The organism is Paenibacillus sp. FJAT-27812 (assembly GCF_001273905.1).
In the GTDB taxonomy this organism is placed as follows: Bacteria; Bacillota; Bacilli; order Paenibacillales; family Paenibacillaceae; genus Pristimantibacillus.
Genome location: NZ_LIGH01000001.1, coordinates 6509866 through 6527691, shown reverse-complemented (window position 1 = coordinate 6527691; position 17826 = coordinate 6509866). Strand labels below are relative to the sequence as shown.

General features: G+C 49.8%; 24 protein-coding genes. 23 read left to right on the top strand and 1 reads right to left on the bottom strand.

Annotated elements, in window-relative coordinates; genetic code table 11:
- Nucleotides 1-121: 121 nt before the first annotated feature.
- The 5 genes from ADU23_RS27990 to ADU23_RS27970 all read left to right on the top strand — a co-directional run bounded on the left by ADU23_RS27990 (nt 122) and on the right by ADU23_RS27970 (nt 4226).
- Complete coding sequence (locus tag ADU23_RS27990) at nt 122-622, top strand: YqhR family membrane protein (protein ID WP_053376763.1); 501 nt, start codon at nt 122-124, stop codon at nt 620-622.
- Between the two features lie 92 nt (nt 623-714).
- Nucleotides 715-1155, top strand: coding sequence for a type II 3-dehydroquinate dehydratase (gene aroQ, locus ADU23_RS27985; protein WP_053376762.1), 441 nt, complete (start codon nt 715-717; stop codon nt 1153-1155).
- A gap of 26 nt (nt 1156-1181) precedes the next feature.
- Entirely contained in the window at nt 1182-2255 is a 1074-nt protein-coding gene (locus ADU23_RS27980) for a M24 family metallopeptidase (RefSeq protein ID WP_053376761.1), read from the top strand.
- Nucleotides 2256-2283: 28 nt separating this feature from the next.
- On the top strand, nt 2284-2841 hold the full coding sequence (efp, locus tag ADU23_RS27975; protein WP_053376760.1) for an elongation factor P: 558 nt from the start codon (nt 2284-2286) through the stop codon (nt 2839-2841).
- Between the two features lie 131 nt (nt 2842-2972).
- Nucleotides 2973-4226, top strand: a complete 1254-nt coding sequence (locus tag ADU23_RS27970) for an aspartate kinase (RefSeq protein ID WP_053376759.1) — start codon at nt 2973-2975, stop codon at nt 4224-4226.
- 97 nt (nt 4227-4323) lie between these two features.
- Here the strand turns inward: ADU23_RS27970 and ADU23_RS27965 are convergent, their stop codons facing one another.
- Nucleotides 4324-5046 (bottom strand): 2-phosphosulfolactate phosphatase, encoded by a 723-nt coding sequence (locus tag ADU23_RS27965; RefSeq protein WP_331459295.1) that lies wholly within the window; start codon nt 5044-5046, stop codon nt 4324-4326.
- A 130-nt stretch (nt 5047-5176) separates the two neighbouring features.
- Here ADU23_RS27965 and ADU23_RS27960 point away from each other — a divergent pair, with 130 nt between their 5' ends.
- The 18 genes from ADU23_RS27960 (at nt 5177) to xseB (ending at nt 17824) form a co-directional block, all read left to right on the top strand.
- Nucleotides 5177-5443 carry a YqhV family protein gene (locus ADU23_RS27960; RefSeq protein ID WP_053376758.1) on the top strand — a complete coding sequence of 89 codons (267 nt, stop codon included), beginning with the start codon at nt 5177-5179 and terminating at the stop codon, nt 5441-5443.
- Nucleotides 5444-5545: 102 nt separating this feature from the next.
- Complete coding sequence (spoIIIAA, locus tag ADU23_RS27955; RefSeq protein WP_082198575.1) at nt 5546-6595, top strand: stage III sporulation protein AA; 1050 nt, start codon at nt 5546-5548, stop codon at nt 6593-6595.
- Nucleotides 6592-7110 carry a stage III sporulation protein SpoIIIAB gene (gene spoIIIAB, locus ADU23_RS27950; protein ID WP_053376757.1) on the top strand — a complete coding sequence of 173 codons (519 nt, stop codon included), beginning with the start codon at nt 6592-6594 and terminating at the stop codon, nt 7108-7110. The genes spoIIIAA and spoIIIAB overlap by 4 nt, the downstream gene beginning before the upstream one ends.
- 15 nt (nt 7111-7125) lie before the next feature.
- Nucleotides 7126-7329 (top strand): stage III sporulation protein AC, encoded by a 204-nt coding sequence (gene spoIIIAC / locus ADU23_RS27945; RefSeq protein WP_053376756.1) that lies wholly within the window; start codon nt 7126-7128, stop codon nt 7327-7329.
- A 39-nt stretch (nt 7330-7368) separates the two neighbouring features.
- Nucleotides 7369-7764 (top strand): stage III sporulation protein AD, encoded by a 396-nt coding sequence (gene spoIIIAD / locus ADU23_RS27940; protein ID WP_053376755.1) that lies wholly within the window; start codon nt 7369-7371, stop codon nt 7762-7764.
- A 5-nt stretch (nt 7765-7769) separates the two neighbouring features.
- Nucleotides 7770-9017, top strand: a complete 1248-nt coding sequence (spoIIIAE, locus tag ADU23_RS27935) for a stage III sporulation protein AE (protein ID WP_053376754.1) — start codon at nt 7770-7772, stop codon at nt 9015-9017.
- A gap of 17 nt (nt 9018-9034) precedes the next feature.
- A complete protein-coding gene (spoIIIAF, locus tag ADU23_RS27930; protein WP_053376753.1) occupies nt 9035-9790 on the top strand; it encodes a stage III sporulation protein AF in 756 nt (251 codons plus the stop codon).
- Between the two features lie 31 nt (nt 9791-9821).
- The gene (spoIIIAG, locus tag ADU23_RS27925) at nt 9822-10454 is read left to right on the top strand and encodes a stage III sporulation protein AG (protein ID WP_053376752.1); all 633 of its coding nucleotides are present in this window, start codon (nt 9822-9824) and stop codon (nt 10452-10454) included.
- A 31-nt stretch (nt 10455-10485) separates the two neighbouring features.
- Nucleotides 10486-11103 carry a SpoIIIAH-like family protein gene (locus ADU23_RS27920; protein WP_053376751.1) on the top strand — a complete coding sequence of 206 codons (618 nt, stop codon included), beginning with the start codon at nt 10486-10488 and terminating at the stop codon, nt 11101-11103.
- Between the two features lie 242 nt (nt 11104-11345).
- Nucleotides 11346-11837 (top strand): acetyl-CoA carboxylase biotin carboxyl carrier protein, encoded by a 492-nt coding sequence (gene accB, locus ADU23_RS27915; protein ID WP_053376750.1) that lies wholly within the window; start codon nt 11346-11348, stop codon nt 11835-11837.
- A 53-nt stretch (nt 11838-11890) separates the two neighbouring features.
- Entirely contained in the window at nt 11891-13246 is a 1356-nt protein-coding gene (accC, locus tag ADU23_RS27910; RefSeq protein WP_053376749.1) for an acetyl-CoA carboxylase biotin carboxylase subunit, read from the top strand.
- A gap of 135 nt (nt 13247-13381) precedes the next feature.
- The gene (locus ADU23_RS27905; protein ID WP_053376748.1) at nt 13382-13789 is read left to right on the top strand and encodes an Asp23/Gls24 family envelope stress response protein; all 408 of its coding nucleotides are present in this window, start codon (nt 13382-13384) and stop codon (nt 13787-13789) included.
- A 102-nt stretch (nt 13790-13891) separates the two neighbouring features.
- The gene (amaP, locus tag ADU23_RS27900; RefSeq protein WP_053377865.1) at nt 13892-14449 is read left to right on the top strand and encodes an alkaline shock response membrane anchor protein AmaP; all 558 of its coding nucleotides are present in this window, start codon (nt 13892-13894) and stop codon (nt 14447-14449) included.
- A gap of 14 nt (nt 14450-14463) precedes the next feature.
- Complete coding sequence (locus ADU23_RS27895) at nt 14464-14694, top strand: DUF2273 domain-containing protein (RefSeq protein ID WP_053376747.1); 231 nt, start codon at nt 14464-14466, stop codon at nt 14692-14694.
- Between the two features lie 137 nt (nt 14695-14831).
- On the top strand, nt 14832-15275 hold the full coding sequence (gene nusB, locus ADU23_RS27890; RefSeq protein WP_053376746.1) for a transcription antitermination factor NusB: 444 nt from the start codon (nt 14832-14834) through the stop codon (nt 15273-15275).
- Nucleotides 15276-15340: 65 nt separating this feature from the next.
- Nucleotides 15341-16201: a bifunctional methylenetetrahydrofolate dehydrogenase/methenyltetrahydrofolate cyclohydrolase FolD gene (gene folD, locus ADU23_RS27885; RefSeq protein WP_053376745.1), complete on the top strand. Its 861-nt coding sequence runs from the start codon at nt 15341-15343 to the stop codon at nt 16199-16201.
- Between the two features lie 8 nt (nt 16202-16209).
- The gene (xseA, locus tag ADU23_RS27880; RefSeq protein WP_053376744.1) at nt 16210-17592 is read left to right on the top strand and encodes an exodeoxyribonuclease VII large subunit; all 1383 of its coding nucleotides are present in this window, start codon (nt 16210-16212) and stop codon (nt 17590-17592) included.
- Nucleotides 17564-17824 (top strand): exodeoxyribonuclease VII small subunit, encoded by a 261-nt coding sequence (xseB, locus tag ADU23_RS27875; RefSeq protein ID WP_053376743.1) that lies wholly within the window; start codon nt 17564-17566, stop codon nt 17822-17824. Before xseA ends, xseB begins: the two co-directional genes overlap by 29 nt.
- The last annotated feature ends 2 nt before the right edge of the window (nt 17825-17826 follow it).

The following is a 17826-nucleotide window of genomic DNA, read 5'->3' as shown; positions in this document are numbered from 1 at the left end:
CAATTGCCAACGTCAGCATGTTGGAAGCGGACTCGCATTAATGGAAGCAGCGGTTATGGATCGGAATTATTTCACATACTAAGCTTAGCAAAGATGAAAATAGAATGGAGGCTCTTTCGTTATGGGCATGCAGAAGCAGAAAAGCGACTATGAGGAGCATCATACGAACCCATGGTTATTTTCGATAAAAATCGGTTTTTTCGCAGGCCTCATCTGGGGCATTGTACGCTGGATGTTTTATGAAATGAAGTTTACGAGCGTGCTTCCCGGGTTTGCCGCAGATCCTTTCTTCAAGGCTTCCTTTCTAAAAACTGCATGGGGCGAGGTCGTAGGAATTGGCTTTTACGTCCTCTTCTCCATCCTTGCTGCATTACTTTATAAGGTGGTGCTCGGCCGATTGCGAGGGGCGTGGCCGGGAGTTTTGTACGGCGCAGTATGGTGGGCAATCCTCTTTGCCGCTATAGGCCCGATGCTCGGCATTATGAACGTCGTAACGAAAGCAGGCTGGAATACGCTTTATACCGAGCTTTGCGTCTCCTTGTTATGGGGCGTGTTCATCGGTTACTCCATCGCGTTCGAGTTTACGGATGAGGCATCGAGGGAGCCGATTAAAGCACAATAATGAGTTCTACTTCTCAAGGCACGGACATTTGTGGTAAAATGGCTAATGATCTTTGAACCTATGATGGATTCGGTTGCTTGGGAGGTGCATTCATGCACAAAATCGTTGTATTAAACGGACCGAACCTTAACATGCTCGGCATTCGCGAGCCTGGTGTGTACGGGACAGAAACGCTTGGATTCATTGAATCGCTCTTGAGGGATAAAGCCGAGGCGCTTGGCGTCTCCGTTGAATTTTTCCAAACGAATCATGAGGGCGAAATGATTGATCGAATACATAGTGCGTATGGAAAGGCTGACGGTATTCTCATAAACCCTGGCGCTTGGACGCATTACAGCTATGCGCTGCGCGATGCACTAAGCACGGTAGGGCTGCCGATTATCGAAGTGCATATGTCGAACATTCATAAGAGAGAATCGTTCCGGCATGTATCCGTAGTGGCTGCGATCGCGGTCGGTCAAATTGCCGGCTTCGGGTCACAGAGCTACGAGCTCGGACTTACTGCACTCGCACGTCATTTGCAAAAATCGTAAACGATTTAAGAAAGGGTGAAGCGGTTATGCCAAACGATAGAGTAAAGCGATTGCGCAAGCTGATGGAAGAACATCGCTTTGAAGCGATATTAATTGGAAGCGAGCATAATCGTCGCTACATAAGCGGCTTCACTGGCTCGTCAGGCATGGTGCTGATTACGCTTAGCGAAAGCTATTTGCTAACTGATTTCCGCTATCGCACACAAGCGCCGCAGCAAGCGGTTGGCTTTCAAATTATCGAGCATGGGGCAAACCCGCTTGAGAATGTGCACGAGCTGCTTAAAGAAGGCAAGCTGACAAAGCTGGCATTCGAACAGGATCATGTCGTGTACAGTGAATTCACTGCGTGGTCAAAAACATTGAGCGGCATTACGCTTGAGCCTGCTACGGGTCTAGTAGAGAAGCTTCGCATTATTAAAGACGAGTCTGAGCTCAGAATTATGCAAGAAGCCGCTGACCTTGCGGACAGCACCTTCAACCATATTTTGAAGATCATCCGTCCTGGCGTCCGTGAAACCGATATTGCCCTTGAGATGGAAGTGTATATGCGCAGTCATGGCGCGACATCCTCTTCCTTCGATACCATCGTTGCGTCGGGCGAGCGTTCCGCGCTGCCGCATGGCGTAGCCAGCGACCGCATTATCGGCAATAACGAGTTCGTTAAGCTTGACTTTGGCGCCTATTACAATGGCTATTGCTCCGATCTGACGAGAACAGTCGTAGTAGGCACACCGACAGCCAAGCATCTGGAAATTTACAACATCGTGCTCGAAGCGCAGCTGCATGCGCTTGAGAACATCAAGCCGGGAATGACTGGCCGCGAAGCCGATGCTTTGTGCCGCGACATCATTACGAAATACGGCTATGGCGATCTATTTGGACATGGCACCGGTCATGGGCTTGGCATGGAGATTCACGAAGCGCCAAGATTGTCCAAATTAAGCGAATCGATTTTAACCCCCGGCATGACGGTCACGGTTGAACCCGGCATTTACGTACCAGGCTTCGGCGGCGTACGCATTGAGGATGATATCGTTATAACGGAAACCGGTATTAAAATATTAACCTCGTCCCCGAAGGATCTAATCACTCTGGGGTAAGGACTATTCATTCAGGAGGGAATCAGCAATGATTTCAGTAAACGATTTTAAAACAGGCTTGACCGTGCAAGTAGACACAGATATTTTCACCGTTCTTGACTTTCAACACGTTAAGCCGGGTAAAGGCGCGGCTTTTGTACGCTCCAAGCTGAAAAACCTTCGCAACGGCAACGTTGTTGAGAAAACATTCCGCGCTGGCGAGAGCATCGGACGCGCGATCATCGAGAACCGTGAAGTACAATACTTGTACAACTCCGGTTCGGAGTACACGTTCATGGATAACGAAACGTTTGACCAGTTCAACTTGGACAAGAAGCAGCTTGAATGGGAGCTTAACTTCCTGAAAGAGAACATGAACGTAAACATTTCGAGCTACCAAGGCGAAATTCTTGGTATTCAAATGCAAAACAGCGTTGAGCTGAAAGTTATTGAAACAGAGCCGGGCGTTAAGGGCAACACGGCGCAAGGCGCAACAAAAACAGCTAAGGTTGAAACTGGCCTTAACGTTCAAGTTCCACTGTTCATTAACGAAGGCGACGTTTTGCTGATCGACACTCGTGAAGGCAAATACATCTCGCGCGCTTAGCAGCAGCTTGATTTAACCGTCCGATGCAACTCGGACGGTTATTTTTTTGGAGGCGGATATACCCATAAGGGCGCCTGTTGTGGTATAATATTGACTTGTATGTACATGTCAGGGTTGGGAGTGAATCGGCTTTGTCGTTAATCGTGATGAAGTTTGGCGGCAGCTCCGTAGGAACGCCGGAGCGGATGCAGCGCGTAGCAAAACGTATAATTGATCGGCAGCAGGAGGGCAACGATATCGTCGTTGTCGTCTCTGCCATGGGAGATACGACTGACGATTTAATCGATCAGTCCAAACAGCTTAATCCAAATCCGCCGGCGCGGGAAATGGATATGCTATTAACGGTTGGCGAGCAGATTTCGATAGCTTTGCTGTCGATGACCGTTCACGAGCTAGGAGCAAAAGCCGTATCCTTTACCGGATGGCAAGCAGGCATTCGCACAGAAGCGGTGCATGGCAAAGCGAAGATGACGAATATTCATCCGGAGCGTGTGTTCAAAGCGCTGGAGCAGGGCAATGTAGCTATTATCGCAGGCTTCCAAGGGATGACGGAAGACGGAGAAATAACGACGCTTGGTCGCGGCGGCTCCGATACAACGGCGGTCGCAATGGCAGCTGCTATGAACGCTGACGTTTGCGAGATTTATACGGACGTGGACGGCATTTATTCTACCGATCCCCGCGTCGTAAAAAATGCCCGAAAGCTAAACGAAATTTCTTACGATGAAATGCTTGAGCTCGCAAATCTGGGCGCTGCTGTATTGCATCCGCGTGCAGTGGAATACGCTAAGCATAACAATGTGAAGCTTGTCGTGCGTTCAAGCTTTACCCAAAACGAAGGTACAAGTGTGAAGGAGGAAGCGGTCATGGAGCAAGGCGTGGTCGTTCGCGGCATCGCGTTTGACAAAAATGTAGCTAGAATTAGCATTATGGGTGTTGAGGATGTACCGGGCGTGCTTGCAAATGTGTTCGGCGCGTTGGCAAAGAACGGCATCGACGTCGACATTATCGTACAAAGCGGCGTGCAGGACGGCAAGGCCGACTTCTCCTTTACGGTATCCGGTGATGACGAGGATAAAGCAATCTCGGTTATCGAAGGCATTCGCAGCACGGTTCCATACCGTGAGACAACTTCGGAATCCAACCTTGTGAAAATATCCATCGTGGGCGCAGGCATGGTCAGCAATCCAGGCGTTGCAGCCAAAATGTTCGAAACGATTTCTACGCTTGGCGTAAGCATCAAGATGGTAAGCACTTCGGAAATCAAATGCTCATGCGTCATTACGTCTGAGCCGCTGAGCGATGTTGTGCGCGCGCTTCATACGGCGTACGGACTTGATACGGCAGAGCAAGCATTCGTTGGCGGTCCTCAAGACCGTCGCTAATAGATTAGCGCATGTTCCTACAATAGCAAACGAGCCATAGAAGCGATTCTGTGGCTCGTTTTTTTGTTGCCTTGCCTACATTTTGTCTTCGTGCATTCTAAAGGCTCATTCTTGTTAATTGATCGCCATTTAATCGAGGGACCTCGTTATATATGTCAATAGCGGAGCAAGCTTCAATATCTTTTCGCATCCCCAGCTTCAATAGTTTTTTCCCCGTCATTCCATTCATGATCGTATCTCTGACTTGGCTTGAGCGATTTCGGTACAAAGCCAGCATCGCTGATCCAAAATCATCCATTTCAACTGTAATTTGACTTAATGCTTGAAGCCTATCGAGCACAAGCCCTGCGCATAATCCATCCTCAATCGCAAATTCATCATGACTGCCCGCGCACAAAATAACGACATCGCGCCGCAGTTCGATCGCCGTGCGGGCACACGCCTCAGCATTCAGAAGCGAAGCGGTTATCACATGATCCGCCCGCATCGATTTGTGGATGGCACGCGTGCCGTTGGTCGTGGTAAGCACAATTCTTTTGCCCGCAACGACCTGCTCCGTATACTCCTCCGGCGAATTGCCCAGATCGAACCCAGCAATTTTTCGGCAAAAGCGCTCGCCGCCAAGCAAATCGCCCGGACGCTGCAGCGCTCGCGCTTCCATAACCGTCTCAGCCGGGATAATGCACGATGCGCCGGCAGCAATCGCGGTAACGATGGTGCTTGTCGCTCTAAGAACGTCGATGATGATCGCCGTTTTATGATGAAATCTTGCTGAGCTAGCCTCGTTTACACTTGAAATAACCTGTACTTGCATGCTCATTACTCCGCCCTTCCTTCATTCCATGCTGTACTATATGCGTTTGCTTATGGGCAGGTGCCCGTCATGAAAGGTAGACAAGCGTGCATATGAATAAGGAACAGTTGGAAATGTGAAGGGAGGTCATATAATCATGCTGAACAAAATTGTATTGACGATGGCGTCACTGCGTCTTACTTCTGGCACGATCGAAATCTGCGCTGCGCTGCTGATGCTGCGACTAAACCAAATCGACAAAGCGCTGATCGTTAATTCGTCGCTAGCTTTGGTTGGTCCGCTCATTCTAATCGCGACAACAACGGTTGGGCTTGTTGGAATGTCAGACAAGCTGTCGCCGTCCAAGTTTCTATGGGTGGGAGCGGGCGTTATCTGCTTGATGATAGGCATTATTAAGAAATAATAGAGTTGACTCTAGCAATTGATAGATGAAGCAGTCATATTTTCGCCGCGCAAGCATACAAATAGGAACTACGAAGGACAAACATCCGGGAGTGAGGATAACATGCTGGCACGCGTAGCACATTTATTGCCCCTAGAGCTGAAGTCGCTGCTGGAGCGCCTTCCTGAACAAATGCAGGAGCAGCTTGAGGAAATTCGGATTCGAGAGGGACGGCCGCTTGAAATAGGCTTTCGCGGACAGTCTCGATTTATGATGATTGACGGGACGCTGCGCCAAGCTGCAGATGGAGCATACAAGCCATCGGCAGACACATGCCGCAAGCTGCTCGAGCGCATAACCAACTATTCGTTGTACGCAATGGAGGAGGAGCTGCGCAGAGGCTTCATAACCGTATCAGGTGGCCATCGGATTGGACTTGCTGGCAGAACGATCTTGGACAGCGGAGTGGTACGCGGCATTCGCGACATTGGCGCATTCAATATCCGAGTTGCTAGAGAAGTGATCGGAGCGAGTACGCATCTGCTTCCGAAGCTAATTGACCGAACAAGAAAAACGCTGCACTCGACGCTTATACTGGCTCCTCCGCAGCAGGGAAAGACGACGCTAGTAAGGGACATCGCCAGGTCCGTCAGCTATGGCTTGTGGCCTACGCTTGAGGCTAGCGGCTGGCAGGGAAGAAAGGTCGGCATCGTAGACGAGCGTTCGGAGATTGCGGCTTGCGTCCGCGGCATCCCAACGTTCGATGTTGGGCCAAGAACGGATGTGATGGACGCTTGTCCGAAGGCGGAAGGCATGATGATGCTGCTTCGATCGATGTCCCCCGAGGTGCTGATTGCCGATGAGATCGGCAGGCCGGAGGACGGGGAGGCCATTCGCGAGGCCAGCCATGCTGGAATAAGCGTAGTCGCAACGGCGCATGCCTACGATTTGCAGGATGCAAGAGGCAGGCCCGTCCTGCTGAAGCTGCTGGAAGAGGGCGCTTTTACGTACGTCGTTGAGCTGAAGCGGACCGAGCAAGGCATTATGCACCGCGTTGTGCCTGCCGAAACGATTGCTCTACGGACATCCTCCCGCGAGCATGCGCCATCGCATCGCGCGGTGGCGGATTCGGCGCACGCCTTTGCCGGACGGCATCGAGCTGATGATCCGTGATTAAGCTGCTGGGAGCTGTACTGGTTTTGTTTGCAGGCACGATGATCGGCTTCCAGCAAGCGGCGAAATTCGCCGAGCGCCCAAGGCAGCTAAGACAGCTTGCACATGCGCTGCAGCGGCTGGAGACGGAAATCGGATATGGGCATACCCCGCTGCCGGAGGCGCTGGAGAGAACGGCATCGGCTACGCCGGAGCCGCTCGCGACCATTTTTCGCAAGGCGGCAAGCGGCGTTTGGGAGACGGAGAGCTTTACCTTCCGCGACAGCTGGGAGCAGGCGATTCAATCGCAATGGGATTCCACCTCCATGCGGAAGAATGAGCAATCCGTGCTCATACGGCTAGGCTCAACACTCGGAATTAGCGATAAGGAAGACCAAATGAAGCATATACATCTTGCGTTGTTGCAGTTGAAGGCTGAGGAGGACGCAGCGAGAGACGATCAGGGGCGTTACGAGAAGATGTGGAAGAGTCTCGGTATTTTGATCGCTGTGCTGGTCGTCATTTTGATGGTGTAGTGGGGTGCCGCATAGATGAACATGGATGTGAGCGCCATTTTCCAAATTGCCGGGATCGGAATTGTTATCGCCATGATACATTCGGTGCTTAAGCAAATGGGAAAGGAAGATATGGCGCATTGGGTTACGGTCATTGGTTTTGTTGTCGTCTTGTTTATGGTTGTTCGGCTCCTGAATGAATTGTTCCAAGAAATAAAAACGATATTTTTGTTCCAGTAGACGTCTTCAGTCGGACGTGCATGCAAGCAGGTGAGCGAGATGGAAATGATTCAAATTGTCGGCCTTGGCCTGATGGCTACAGTACTCATACTTGTCGTTCGGGAGCAAAAGCCGATGTTCGCTTTTTTGCTCGCTGCATTTACGGGCTTGTTCATCTTCCTGTATTTGATCGGCAAAATCGAAATCGTCATTACCGTGCTGGAGGATCTGGCTAATCGATCGGGCATTCCTTCCATTTACTTGAAGACGATCTTGAAAATTATCGGGATCGCGTACATTGCGGAGTTTGGAGCTCAAATCGTCAGGGACGCAGGCCAAGAGGGTATCGCATCAAAAATCGAATTTGCCGGCAAAGTGTTTATTCTCGTCATGGCCGTTCCGATTATTAGCGTGATCGTCGAGACGGTTATCGGGCTGCTGCCGGAGGGGGGCTGAGGCGTATGATCAAGCTCACTCCCGCACGGGACAGGGCCAAGCTGCTCCTCCTCATCCTTGCAGCGACGTTTCTGTTCTCCTTTGTTCCAAATGTCGGTTATGCCATCAGCGGAGAAAGCTCTCTGCCCGCTGCGGATGATCAAGCTAGGGCTGATCAGCTTTCCAAGGAGCTGGCAGCCGAGCAGGTGGGCGGATTGGAGACAGAAGCTGTTGAGTCTTATTGGAATAAGCTTCGGAACGAGTACGGCGGCTACTTTCCGCAGGAGCATATTCCAAGCTTTATGGAGATGATCGTTCCAGGCGGCAAAGGGCTTAAGTTTACCGATATGGCGCAAGGATTAGTGAAGTACTTGTGGCATGAGGTGTTATATAACGGCAAGCTGCTCGTAACCATAGTGATGCTGACGGTGTTCAGCATGGTGCTGGAGACGCTGCAAAACGCATTTGAGAGAAATGCAGTCAGCAAAGTTGCCTACTCAATCACGTATATGGTTCTCATCATTATTGCGGTGAACAGCTTCCATGTTGCGATGGGCTACGCCAAAGGCGCGATAGAGAGCATGATCCAGTTCATGCTGGCGATGGTTCCGCTGCTGCTTACACTGCTTGCCTCGATGGGCAACGTCGTTACGGTATCGGTTCTGCACCCGCTGATCATTTTTATGATACATGCCGTCGGTACGCTCATTTACACGCTTGTTTTTCCGTTGTTGTTTTTCTCGGCGGTCCTTCATATCACGAGTGCATTGTCGGAAAAATTCAAGGTTACGCAGCTGGCAAATCTGCTTCGCAACATTGGCGTAGGCGTACTGGGCATTCTGCTGACCGTTTTTCTCGGAGTCATCTCCGTGCAAGGGGCAACCGGTGCAGTCACGGACGGCGTAACGCTTCGAACGGCAAAATTCGTTACGGGAAACTTCGTTCCGGTCGTAGGCAGAATGTTCTCCGATGCGGCGGATACCGTTATCTCGGCGTCCATGCTAGCCAAAAATGCGATAGGTCTCGCCGGCGTAATCATACTGCTCTTCATCAGCGCGTTCCCTGCAATCAAAATATTGACGCTGGCGCTCATTTACAACATAGCCGCTGCGGTCATGCAGCCATTGGGAGATTCGCCGATTGTAACCTGCCTGGAGACGATCGGTAAGACGATGATTTATGTTTTTGCAGCGCTGGCTGCGGTCAGTCTCATGTTTTTCCTCGCGGTAACGATCATTTTGACTGCAGGAAATGCGGCATTGATGGTGAGGTAAGGAAGGAGACGAGAGCTGTGATTGCTTGGTTAAGCGATTGGCTGAGAGACATCATCGCAGTCATCCTGCTGGCGGTGTTCGTCGAGCTGCTGCTCCCAAACAAAGCGATGCAGCGTTATGCGCGGCTCGTGGTCGGCTTGTTCATTTTGCTGACGATACTCTCTCCGATATTGAAGCTCATCCAAAGTGATATAGGAGCGAAGCTGGATGAAGGAATGAAAAGCTGGAGTGAATCTGCCATGACCAAAGAAGTTCAGATGACAAGTTTAAACCAAATTAAGCGGGATGCGGAAGCGATGAGCGAGAAGCGTACGCTCGAAGCGGCTAAGCTAACCGAACGGACGCTAGAAGCATCGATTCAAAACGAGCTGAACGAGCGTACGAAAGTGCCGGTCGCCGAGGTGGATGCGCTGCTGAAGTGGGTGACCATTTCGGGCAAGCAAACGCCATATATCAGCCAAGTGGTTGTCACGCTTAAAGCGGCAGACGAGAAAAACGGATCAGGGAATGCCCCTGCGGTAGAAGCTGTGCAGCCCGTTATCGTGGATGTGACAATCGATCCGGTTGGCGAGAATGAAGCAGCATCGCCAAGCGGTAAAGATGAAAGCAAAGATCCCGACAAAGCGGGAGAGGCGGATCAGCCAGAGGGCAGGTGGTCTAGGGCCGATCCTGCCACTGCTTCCGCAATCAGCAGCGTTATCGTGAAAGGGTGGGGCGTTGATGTAGACCAAATCGTCGTAAGGCAGCCGGCGCAGCAGAAGATTGCCAGGTGAGAGGTTAGGTATGGAGAGGAGGTAAGGCGCGGTGGCCAAATGGCTGGAAGGCATAGAATCAGCGGTTGGCGGCGGTCCCAGCGGTCCGAAGCGTGTGCGGACGCTGCGAATTTTGCTAATCGTTGGGGGGATTGGCGCGGCGCTAATGATTATGAATTCATTTTTAACCTATAAGCAAGTAGAACCCTCGGCACAGGACCCGAACCCGCCGCCTCAAACGGAGGAAGCTTGGAGTGGTTCGGTTTCTTCGTCGGGATCCGTGTTTGCCGTGATCGAGCATTCGATGGAAACAAGGCTGAAGGAGATTTTGGAGAAAATCGTAGGCGTTGGTACGGTTGACGTGCTCATCACGGTTGATTCTACGGAAGAAATCGTCGTGCAGAAAGAAGGACAGGATTCACAGCAGGTAACTGACGAGAATGATCCAAACGGCGGCAGGCGGCATATAACCTCGATAACCAATGATGGACGGGTCGTATTGTATGAGGTTTCGGGCGACCAGAAGCCCATCGTGACCAAAACGATTAACCCTCGCATACGCGGCATTCTGATCGTCGCCAAGGGCGCTGAAAACGCGACGGTAAGACGCCTCATCATCAGCGCGGTCGAGAAGGGCGTCAACGTGCCGGTTAACCGAATATCTGTTGTGCCAAGCAAGCAATAAACCAAATTCAATTGTTGGGGAGGGTGTTCTCATGAACACGAAAAGACAAACGGTATGGCTCGTATCAATGCTTAGCTTAATGGTGGTATTGTCCGCATATTACTTATTTACTCAGGATATAGAATCGCCGGATGTGCTGACAGACGGCACGAAAACAGAGCAAGCGGCACAAAATGCGACAGAGGCGGCAACCAAAGGTGATGGGCTTGTTGTCAATGAAGTACAGCAGCCTTCCGGCGAAGTCGCGCTAAGTGATGCAGATAAAGAGGCATTGAATTTAGTCGAGGAGCAAGGGCTTGCGGCAGGCGGGTTGTTCAGCGAACTGCTTGCGAAGCGGGAACTGAAAAACTCTGAGGATGAGAACCGCATCATGGCGGCCATTGCTGAAACGCAAACGAAGCAAGAGGAATCCGTAGCTGCGATTGCGGAGCTGGATATGCTCGAGGAGAAAAATTCGAAATTGACCGGCATTGAATCAGAGCTGTTGAAGCAATTTGAAAATGTTGTCATCGATGAAGCAAATGACAAGTTCAATGTTGTTGTATCAAGCGAAAAGCTGGAGAAAAAGCAAGCGGCCGACATCATCAAATTGGTGATGAGCACGCTTGATGTAGGAGCGGATCAAGTATCCGTTCGTTATATTCCTTAAGGAAACAATTGCTTTAGTCCTTAATTGAGGTCCTGTCGTTCCCTGCATGATGCGGGGGGCGGCAGGGGCTTTTTTTGTGGCAGCGCAGATGCTTGTACAAAAAATGATTCGTGTTCAGGCGTGTTTATGATATAATGTTAAACGTTATGTGAAAGAATTGGTTATATTGGTATGGAAACTATTTATGCTTTCACGCTATGGAAGCCATTGTGCTATCGCAAATTTAAGGAGTGAAAATATTCATGTTCAAATTGAGCGAGATCAAAGAGTTGATCAAATTGGTTGATCAAACTTCCGTTCATGAGCTGGAGATCGAAAACGAAGGGACACGCCTGCTCATCCGCAAGCCTGGCAAAACAGAAGTGGTGAATGTGCAAGCGGCCCCACTTACGCATACATACGCGCCTGCACCATTACAAGCTCAGCCGACTGCTCCGGCAGCGCAGCCGCAAGCCGCGCAAGAAACGGCGCCAGCACGTCCATCTACAGACCATCTGCATCAAATCGTATCGCCTATGGTAGGCACATTCTACAGCTCGCCGACTCCAGAAGCGGCTGCTTTCGTCAAAATCGGCGATCGCGTCAACGATAAGAGCGTCGTTTGCATTTTGGAAGCGATGAAGCTAATGAATGAGCTGGAAGCGGAAGTACGCGGCGAAATCGTGGAAATTTTGGTTTCTAACGGACAGCTCGTTGAGTATGGTCAGCCTTTGTTTCTTGTTAAACCAGAATAATGAAGTGAGTTAACGTCCGAACAGGGAAACTGTCGTTTGAAAGGGGTTCCTACGTGAAATTTCACAAAATATTAATTGCTAACCGCGGCGAAATCGCGGTCCGAATTATTCGCGCTTGCCGCGAGCTTGGTATTAGCACTGTCGCTGTTTATTCGGAAGCGGATCGCGATTCGCTTCATGTGCGCTTAGCCGACGAAGCTTATTGCATCGGGCCTACCGCGTCGAAGGACAGCTATTTAAACTTAACGAATATTATGAGCGTTGCCACGATCACAGAATGTGATGCGATTCATCCCGGTTATGGCTTCCTAGCTGAAAATGCTGACTTTGCAGAAATTTGCGAGTCATGCAACATCACTTTTATCGGTCCTTCCCCGGAAGCGATTAATAAAATGGGTGACAAAGCGGTTGCCAAGCTGACGATGAGAACGGCAGATGTGCCAATCATCCCCGGCTCTGACGGACTTGTCGAGAGCATGGATGAAGCCATCAGCGTTGCGCGCGAAATTGGATATCCTGTCATTATTAAAGCGACTGCAGGCGGCGGCGGCAAAGGCATCCGGATTGCGGATGACGAGACGACGCTTGTCGCGCAGATTACGACTGCTCAGCAGGAAGCCCAAAAGGCATTCGGCAACGCCGGCGTATATCTCGAGAAATATTTGACGGGCATGAAGCATGTTGAAATTCAAATTATGGCGGACAAGCACGGCAATGCGGTTCATTTGTTTGAACGCGATTGCTCGGTTCAGCGCAGACGCCAAAAGCTGGTCGAAGAAGCGCCGTGCTCGGTACTTACTCCTGAGCTTCGTGATCGAATGGGGCAAGCAGCCGTTCGCGCCGCGCTCGCGGTAAACTACTCAGGCGCAGGAACGCTTGAATTTTTGCTCGGACCTGACGGTAACTTCTATTTCATGGAAATGAATACGCGCATTCAAGTAGAGCATCCCGTAACCGAGATGATCACGAACGTGGATTTAATTAAAGAAATGATTTCCGTCGCGGAAGGCAATCCGCTTTCCTTCGCTCAAAGCGATTTGAAAATTAACGGCTGGTCGATTGAGTGCCGAATTAACGCAGAGGATTCCGAGCGTAACTTCATGCCATCGCCAGGCAACATTCCCTTTTACTTGCCGCCAGGCGGGGCAGGGGTTCGTGTGGACAGCGCGGTATATCCGGGCTATACGATTTCGCCGCATTATGATTCGATGATTGCGAAGCTTATCGTCTGGGGCGCGACACGCGAGGAAGCGATCGCAAGAATGAAGCGGGCATTGTCTGAGTTTGCTATTGAAGGCATTCGGACGACGATCCCATTCCATTTGAAGCTGCTGAATCACCCTAAATTCGTAAGCGGAGACTTCGACATTAAGTTCCTTGAAGAGCATGATATTAACGCTCCGGAATAGAATTACGACAAAGATGTGAACAAGTTGTATCGATTGTCATATTTCTTGCCGAATGTTATAGTATATTAACAAGATGCGGTTAATTGCTTGGCTTCTTGCCGGGTACGCGCAACTTTAAGGAGGTGTACAGCCATCATGAGTACAATCGCTGCGGAGTATGAGAAAACGGACATTGGCACGATTCAAATTGCACCTGAAGTCATCGAAGTAATCGCTGGACTAGCGACGATCGAGGTGGATGGAGTCGCTGGAATGAGCGGTGGATTTGCCGGAGGCATTGTTGAGCTCCTTGGTCGCAAAAATTTATCCAAAGGCGTTAAAGTTGAAGTGGGTCAGCGCGAAGCTGCGGTAGATGTGTCCATTATCGTTGAATACGGAAACCGCATTCCAGAGATCGCTTCGGAAATTCAACGTAATGTGAAACGTTCTATTGAAATGATGACGGGACTCCACGTCGTTGAAGTGAACGTACATATTCACGACGTACATTTCAAGACGCCTGATAAACCGGAAGAAGAAGAATCCCAAAACCGAGTTAAATAAATATAAGAGTGTTAAATTAAATTCCGTACAACCCCCTCGTGAATGGGCATGCCGCTCGGCGCAAGGGGGTTTTCATTCGGCTTGGCAGGAGGAGGCGCTACGTTGGTTAAAGTCGTGGACAAGCTGCTTTTGTTTTTGTACAGCATCGTAATTGGTTGTTTATCCATCTTTCTGCTGGCAGTTGGATTTGGCGGGATATCTGAAGAGCTATTGAACGACTTCGTAGGCGATTTATATCGTAACAATCCTATCCAGATCACGCTTATTGTTACGGCCGTCATCGTCCTATTACTTAGCTTGAGATTTATCGTTGTATCGCTTCATCGCGGTTCGGCATCTGCTCCGTCTATTGACCAAAGAACGGATTTCGGCGACATTCGCATTTCTCTTGAAACGATCGAAAATTTGGCATTGAAGGCTGCTTCCCGCCAGCGCGGCGTAAAAGATTTGCGCGCTCGCATTCGTGCGACGGATGCAGGGCTAGATATCGTCATTCGTGCGGTTGTTGACGGCGAAAGCTCCATTCCTGTGCTTACTGAAGAAATTCAGCGCTCCGTGAAAGAGCATGTTGAGGATATTGCCGGCATACCGGTAACGAATGTTGCGGTCTATGTTGCGAACATCATTCAAACGGGGACATTTAAGAGTCGCGTGGAATAGAGGTGAGTTTGCTCATGTGGAGGGAGTTCCTAGCCATCTATGGGAAGCGCGCTGCTGGCGCTGCAATTGGATTGTTTTTTGGTTTGCTATATTGTTTTGTCGGTTTTTGGGACATGCTTTTTGTAGGGCTGCTTGTCTCAATCGGTTATTGGATCGGCTTACAGAAGGAAACAAGCAGCGGGCCTATTTTTCCTTGGCAGCGGCTTTGGTATGCTTTGCTAGAAAGATTTCGACCGTTTAAATGATCCTGTGGTCTCCTCCGTACTCCGGATTTCGGAAAGCCGCTAATTCGGGGCAGGGAGGAGATCATAGGTTTTTTTTGGAATATTGAGTTTACAAGAATTTAACCATTTTATCGGCAGAAAGCTGCCGCGGAGGTCACATGAAACGTAGATTAGCACGGGAAATTGCAGTATCAAGCTTATACCAAATGGAAATGAATGAGGTTTCGGCAGCAGAAGCCGTTGATATGCTAATGGACGAGCTTCGTCAAGAGAATGAAATTGGAGCCGATCCATCCGAGATTGGCAGCACAGACGAGTTCGCTCGTGAGATCGTATTAGGCGTAATGGAGCACAGACAGGCGATTGACGGCATGCTGCAGCAATATTTGACCGGCTGGCACATCGACCGTTTGTCGCGGGTTGATCGTCAAGTACTCAGATTAGCTTGCTATGAGATGGTATTCCGCGATGACGTTCCGCCTAAAGCAACAATTAATGAAGCGATTGAGCTTGCTAAACATTTTGGCACCGAGGAGTCCGGAAAGTTTGTTAATGGCGTACTCGGTAAATTGCTGACTGAAATTGAAGAGTTGAAATCTTAATCGCATTAAGCTAAACACGATCAATTGAAATCCAACATTCATCGATGCAAAAGGAGACTGGAGCTATGTGCGCACAAATCATTGAAGGAAAGAAAATATCCGACCTTATCCGTGAGGAAATGATTACGGAAACTGCAGACTTAAAAGAAAAAGGGATCATCCCTGGTTTGGCAGTTGTACTCGTAGGCGAAGATCCTGCTTCTAAAGTTTACGTTGGCTCGAAGGAAAAAGCTTGCCAGCAGCTAGGCTTCTATTCCGAGGTCCATCGTCTTGCGGCTGACACAAGCGAAGAAGAGCTGCTTGCCGTAATCGACCGTTTAAACAACCAAGCATCCATTAACGGTATTCTTGTTCAATTGCCGCTTCCTAAGCATATTAACGAGAAAGCTGTTATTGATGCCATTCATGTAGATAAGGATGTTGACGGCTTCCATCCGGAGAGCGTAGGCAATCTGGTTATTGGAGACGACAGCTTGCTGCCATGTACGCCTGCTGGCGTAATCGAGCTCATCAAACGCAGCGGTGTTGACATTTCAGGGAAACATGCCGTAGTTATCGGCAGAAGCAACATCGTCGGCAAGCCGGTAGCGATGCTGCTGCTGCGCGAGAATGCGACGGTTACGATTTGCCATTCGCGTACAGCGAACATGGAAGAAATCGCTAAACAAGCGGATATTCTTGTCGTTGCCATCGGCAAAGCGAAAGCGATCGACAGCAAATTCGTCAAACCAGGCGCAATCGTTATTGACGTAGGCATTAACCGACTGCCTGACGGGAAGCTTGCGGGTGATGTTGATTTTGACGATTGTTTGGATACAGCAGGCTACATTACGCCAGTACCGGGCGGAGTAGGTCCAATGACGATTACGCTGCTGATGAAAAATACGATTACAGCTGCAAAAAGGGCAAACGGAATTAAGGGGTGAGGGCAGGCATGGCAGATCAGCCTCGAATTTATTCCATAAAAGAACTTAATCGATATATTAAAATGAAAATGGAGTCGGATGCCCTGCTCGGAGATGTTTGGCTGCGCGGCGAGATTTCGAACTTCACGCATCATTCCAGCGGACATATGTACTTTACGCTGAAGGATAGCGACAGCCGGATAAAATCGATTATGTTTGCGTCTTATAACCAGCGCCTTCCATTTATCCCCAAAGAAGGCGCTAAAGTAATAGCTAGAGGGAATATATCGGTCTATGAGCGAGATGGCAACTATCAGTTTTATGTTAGCTCCATGCAGCCGGACGGGATTGGAAGCTTATATCTAGCGTTCGAGCAGCTTAAAAGCAAGCTAAGCGCAGAGGGGCTGTTCGCCGAGTCTCGCAAACGCGCTATACCGCTTTTTCCTAAAGCAATTGGTATCATCACTTCACCAACAGGAGCAGCAGTACGGGATATCATCATTACGTTGCAGCGGCGTTACCCTTTAATCCCCGTATATGTCTATCCCGTACTCGTACAAGGAACGCAGGCAGCGCCTTCTATAGTTAAAGCTATAGAAGCAATGAATCGTTTTGGCGAAGCTGACGTATTAATTGTTGGGCGCGGCGGCGGATCACTGGAAGAGCTGTGGGCGTTCAATGAGGAGTCGGTTGCCCGAAGCATCGCTGCCTCCGAAATTCCTGTTATAAGCGCAGTAGGGCATGAGACGGATTTTACGATTGCTGATTTTGCAGCTGATTTGCGTGCTGCTACTCCAACTGCGGCGGCTGAGCTTGCTGTTCCAAGCGTTACAGAATTACAGCAACAGCTGCAACGCCAGCAACAGCGCCTTGTTCAAGGCATTAGGTACCGCGTCCAAGACGAGCATAAGAAGCTTCAGCGCCTACGGCGCTCGCCGTTCTTCTTACACCCGCGAAGGTATTTGCTGGAGCAGGCAGAGCGGCTTGACCGGCTGTCGGAGCAGCTTGAGCAGCGGACAAAACGAATAGCCGACCGTGGACATACACGCCTTGCAAGACTGCAAACGACGCTGGCGGGGCATCATCCCGGCGACCGTGTCGCTTTTGCGGCAAAGAGGTGGCAGACGGCCAAAAAGCAGCTAGAGCAAGCGATGAATATGAACGTCAAAGAAAATAAGCATAAGCTGTACAGCACAATGAGACAGCTGGACGCTTTAAGTCCATTAAAGGTTATGTCAAGAGGATACAGCCTCGTGTATGACGAGCAAGAACAGCGGTTAATCAAATCGATTCAAGATGTAAAGCTAGGCGATATCGTTAAGGTGAAGGTAGCAGACGGTCAGCTGGACTGTCATGTAGATTCATTGAGAGGAGATCAAATCGATGGCAGCAACAAAAAAAACGGAGACTGAGCTTACTTTTGAACAGGCGATGGAGCGGCTTGATTCCATCGTAACTAAGCTTGAGAGTGGCGATGTGCCTCTTGAGACGGCGATTGAGTTGTTCCAAGAAGGCATGAAGCTGTCTCAGCTTTGCGGAGGCAAGCTAGAGCAAGTTGAGCGTAAAATCGAATTGTTGATCGAAACAGAGCAAGGCTTCCAGAAAAAACCGTTTGCGGATGTGAACGAAGATAAAGGGGAATAAGC

Bases quoted from the DNA above. Each gene is read 5' to 3' on its own strand.
- ADU23_RS27990 (WP_053376763.1), top strand. From the start codon at position 122: ATGGGCATGCAGAAGCAGAAAAGCGACTATGAGGAGCATCATACGAAC.
- aroQ (WP_053376762.1), top strand. From the start codon at position 715: ATGCACAAAATCGTTGTATTAAACGGACCGAACCTTAACATGCTCGGC.
- ADU23_RS27980 (WP_053376761.1), top strand. From the start codon at position 1,182: ATGCCAAACGATAGAGTAAAGCGATTGCGCAAGCTGATGGAAGAACAT.
- efp (WP_053376760.1), top strand. From the start codon at position 2,284: ATGATTTCAGTAAACGATTTTAAAACAGGCTTGACCGTGCAAGTAGAC.
- ADU23_RS27965 (WP_331459295.1), bottom strand. From the start codon at position 5,046: ATGAGCATGCAAGTACAGGTTATTTCAAGTGTAAACGAGGCTAGCTCA.
- ADU23_RS27960 (WP_053376758.1), top strand. From the start codon at position 5,177: ATGCTGAACAAAATTGTATTGACGATGGCGTCACTGCGTCTTACTTCT.
- spoIIIAA (WP_082198575.1), top strand. From the start codon at position 5,546: ATGCTGGCACGCGTAGCACATTTATTGCCCCTAGAGCTGAAGTCGCTG.
- spoIIIAC (WP_053376756.1), top strand. From the start codon at position 7,126: ATGAACATGGATGTGAGCGCCATTTTCCAAATTGCCGGGATCGGAATT.
- spoIIIAD (WP_053376755.1), top strand. From the start codon at position 7,369: ATGGAAATGATTCAAATTGTCGGCCTTGGCCTGATGGCTACAGTACTC.
- spoIIIAE (WP_053376754.1), top strand. From the start codon at position 7,770: ATGATCAAGCTCACTCCCGCACGGGACAGGGCCAAGCTGCTCCTCCTC.
- ADU23_RS27920 (WP_053376751.1), top strand. From the start codon at position 10,486: ATGAACACGAAAAGACAAACGGTATGGCTCGTATCAATGCTTAGCTTA.
- accB (WP_053376750.1), top strand. From the start codon at position 11,346: ATGTTCAAATTGAGCGAGATCAAAGAGTTGATCAAATTGGTTGATCAA.
- ADU23_RS27905 (WP_053376748.1), top strand. From the start codon at position 13,382: ATGAGTACAATCGCTGCGGAGTATGAGAAAACGGACATTGGCACGATT.
- ADU23_RS27895 (WP_053376747.1), top strand. From the start codon at position 14,464: ATGTGGAGGGAGTTCCTAGCCATCTATGGGAAGCGCGCTGCTGGCGCT.
- nusB (WP_053376746.1), top strand. From the start codon at position 14,832: ATGAAACGTAGATTAGCACGGGAAATTGCAGTATCAAGCTTATACCAA.
- folD (WP_053376745.1), top strand. From the start codon at position 15,341: ATGTGCGCACAAATCATTGAAGGAAAGAAAATATCCGACCTTATCCGT.
- xseA (WP_053376744.1), top strand. From the start codon at position 16,210: ATGGCAGATCAGCCTCGAATTTATTCCATAAAAGAACTTAATCGATAT.
- xseB (WP_053376743.1), top strand. From the start codon at position 17,564: ATGGCAGCAACAAAAAAAACGGAGACTGAGCTTACTTTTGAACAGGCG.